This is a genomic window from Pedobacter sp. 01N416 (assembly GCF_056399685.1).
In genome coordinates this window covers 1-3092 of sequence record NZ_JBFTRT010000583.1, presented here as the reverse complement: position 1 = coordinate 3092, position 3092 = coordinate 1, and the positions used below count along the sequence as shown (strand labels likewise).

The following is a 3092-nucleotide window of genomic DNA, read 5'->3' as shown; positions in this document are numbered from 1 at the left end:
CCATCGAAGAGATGATTAAAGATATTCCTTCCAGTAGAAGAAATATTGTGCGTCGCTTTAAACAGGTGATTGGTATTACCCCTATCGAGTATCTTCAACAAACGCGTATCGAAGCGGCTAAAAAGTTATTAGAGCAAACTGCCCAGCAAATGACAGAGGTAATTTATAACTCTGGCTACAATGATCCAAAAGCATTTAGGAAAGTGTTCAGAAAATCAGTCGGGATGACCCCGACTCAATACCGCGATAAATTTCAGGCGAGGTAGTAGATAACTGAGGAACAGCGGAATAGTAAATCAATACCACTCACAAAAACTAAATAAATAGTTTTCAACACTAAAATCAATTATGTTAATAATTAGTATAAAATAAATGCATCGCCCTATACAATTTAAGATAACTTAACGTTATAATTACACTAACCAAATAACTATTTATATGAGCACATTCCTTTTAATCACAGCGGTATTTTATATTGTTTCCTTTGGATTAATGTTGTACTGCTATTTCTCCGCTGAACAGATTCCCAGCGATGATGAAAAATTTTAATCAGTTCTTTTCCCGTCATCAAAATTAACGTCTCCCTTTAAGCCAATACATTGAACTTTCTTACAGAAAGACAATGAAATGTTGTGGCCAAACTACCCTCTCTAAAAACATCTATTTTATTTATTGGCAATCCACTTAATTAAGTAAGGAGCGGCTCCTGTATACCATAAAACTGCAGAGATTAAAAATATGGCTATCAATATCCATAAAATCGGCCATCCTTCAAATTTGTGTTTTGAACCGGGGATGTAAGATTCATTAAGGTTATTATGGTCATTGTCCATCCTATCGCCCTTTTTCACCGGTTTCGGATTAGAGATATTGCTCATAAAATATTCAGTTAGAAATACAAACTTAAGCTATAAACCTATAAATCGAAAATTAGTTTTAACATTCTTGTGTTTTAAAATCGATTAAAGATAAAAGTCGTTCAAACTTCAGCTATTCATATTTGGTTTAAACAAAAAAAGTAGGAAAACCTAAATAAAACAGCAAATGTTGTAGAATTAGGAAGTCAGATTAAAAAAAACAGTCCCCCAGAATATAATTATTGCTTAGAAAAGGCTTGCTGATATTTTAGCGGGGTTTTCCCTGTTATTTCTCTAAAATATTTATGGAAACTAGTGAAATTATAAAAGCCGCAGTCGTAGCAGATTTCTTTAACGGTCAGATCATTTTCGATCAATAATTTACAGGCCTGTCCTACCCTAATTTCGTTCAGAAACTGTGTATAGGTTTTCCTGCTTTTAGTTTTAAAGAATTTACAGAAAGAATTGGGGCTGATTTTAGCAACCGCAGCAATTTCCTTTAGTTCTATTTTATTTTTGTAATTGCTGATGGTATAGTTATAAATAGATTGAATCCTATCTTTTTCGTTCTCCAAAAAATTTGGCTTAAAGCCTAACGAAACCAAAATATTTTTCTCTTCGCAATTGGCTATTTCGGTTAATACTTCCAGTATTTTTATAATCCGCATGGTGCCTGTTGCCTCAATAATCTGTGGCATTAAACAAGCTATTTTCTCTTTTGAGATTCCTTGCAGCTGAATTCCCTGCCGCGATTGTAGCAACACTTTTTTCATCTCCTGGTTTTCGGGAAGATCGAGAAAATCCTTGCCTAAAAAATCTTCCTTAAAATGGATCGCATAAACATCAACCGGTTCACCAGCGGTTTCATCAAAAAATTCTGGATCAAAGCGCCAGTAGTGTGGCAAATTGCTTCCGAGTAAAACTACATCGCCATCCTTAAAATTTTTAATGCTATCGCCAATAAACTGCGTTCCTCTGCCTTTTTTAACGTAGATTAGTTCTAATGCAGAGTGGTAATGCCAACGATTGTTTATATCGGGCATAATGTCTCTCCGAGCGCTAAAAGAATCTACCGAATTAGTAGATACATTAAGTAAATGCGGTTTCATAAAATCTTAAAAAATCAATCTAATATGCAAAATTATTTTGCAATGTAAAAAAATGAGCCAATATCATTTAATAATTAGATCATAAAGTTAAATTTTTATTAATGCTTATGGGTTTAATTTGTAATACAACAACTAACCAGAAAGAACCTGCTTAAACCATTTATAACCAAACAAAACATGAGCCACACTCCATCAACGAACTTTCAGGTATCCGATACACCAAAAAATGGTAAGGGATATTTATTTCCATTAATTTTGGTCACCAGCCTATTTTTCTTCTGGGGCTTTGTTCATAATCTCGATCCTGTATTAATTCCGCATTTACGCAAAGCTTTTCAACTAAACGTTTTCGAATCTACCCTGGTGGATTCTTCGGTTTTTATCGCTTATTTTTTATTGGCGCTACCTGCAGGCTACATTATGCGCAAGTATGGGTATAAAAGCGGTATTATATTGGGCCTCGTTTTATTCGCCATCGGCTGTTTATTATTTATACCCGCAGCCAATACGGCACAATATATATTTTTCTTAGGTGCACTTTTTATTATCGCCTGTGGTTTAACCTTTCTGGAAACTGCAGCAAATCCTTATGTTACCGTACTAGGGCCACCAGAAACAGCTACACAGCGTTTAAATTTCTCTCAGTCTTTTAATGGTTTAGCTGCATTTTTAGCGCCAATACTTGGCGGTAAATTTATTTTTACCGAAGTAAAATATACCGATGTTCAATTGGCAAAAATGTTGCCTTTAGAAAAACAGGCTTATATGCTCGAAGAGGCATCAACAGTAAAAGCGCCTTATCTAATTTTGGGGATTCTGATTATTGTAGTCGCTATACTATTTATTTTCACAAAACTGCCTGATATTAAGGAAGAAGAAAATGCCAAAGAAAAAAGCAGTTTTGGACATGTATTAGGCCATAGCCATTTGCGCTGGGCAATTATCGGGCAGTTTTTTTATGTAGGCGCACAGGTTTGTGTATTGAGTTTATTTATCAGTTTCGTCACCTCATCAGCAAATATCAGCCAGGATCAGGCAGCATGGTATTCGGGCGCCGCAGGTTTAGCTTTTATGGTTGGCCGGTTCGCTGGAACTTTCTTCATGAGATACGTAGCTGCCCACAAAC

4 protein-coding genes are annotated in these 3092 nt (G+C 35.4%); 2 read left to right on the top strand and 2 right to left on the bottom strand.

What is annotated here, in order from left to right:
- The coding region (locus AC1DND_RS24035) for a helix-turn-helix domain-containing protein (protein ID WP_477585094.1) at positions 1-266 on the top strand (266 nt) is incomplete at its 5' end.
- A gap of 399 nt (positions 267-665) precedes the next feature.
- Here AC1DND_RS24035 and AC1DND_RS24030 read toward each other — a convergent pair.
- Together AC1DND_RS24030 and AC1DND_RS24025 are read right to left on the bottom strand one after the other, a co-directional pair.
- Complete coding sequence (locus AC1DND_RS24030; RefSeq protein ID WP_477585093.1) at positions 666-878, bottom strand: hypothetical protein; 213 nt, start codon at positions 876-878, stop codon at positions 666-668.
- A gap of 218 nt (positions 879-1096) precedes the next feature.
- Entirely contained in the window at positions 1097-1966 is an 870-nt protein-coding gene (locus tag AC1DND_RS24025) for an AraC family transcriptional regulator (RefSeq protein WP_477585092.1), read from the bottom strand.
- Positions 1967-2143: 177 nt separating this feature from the next.
- Between AC1DND_RS24025 and AC1DND_RS24020 the strand changes: the two genes are divergently transcribed.
- Positions 2144-3092 (top strand): sugar MFS transporter (locus AC1DND_RS24020; protein ID WP_477585091.1); only part of this gene is annotated, 949 nt, incomplete at its 3' end.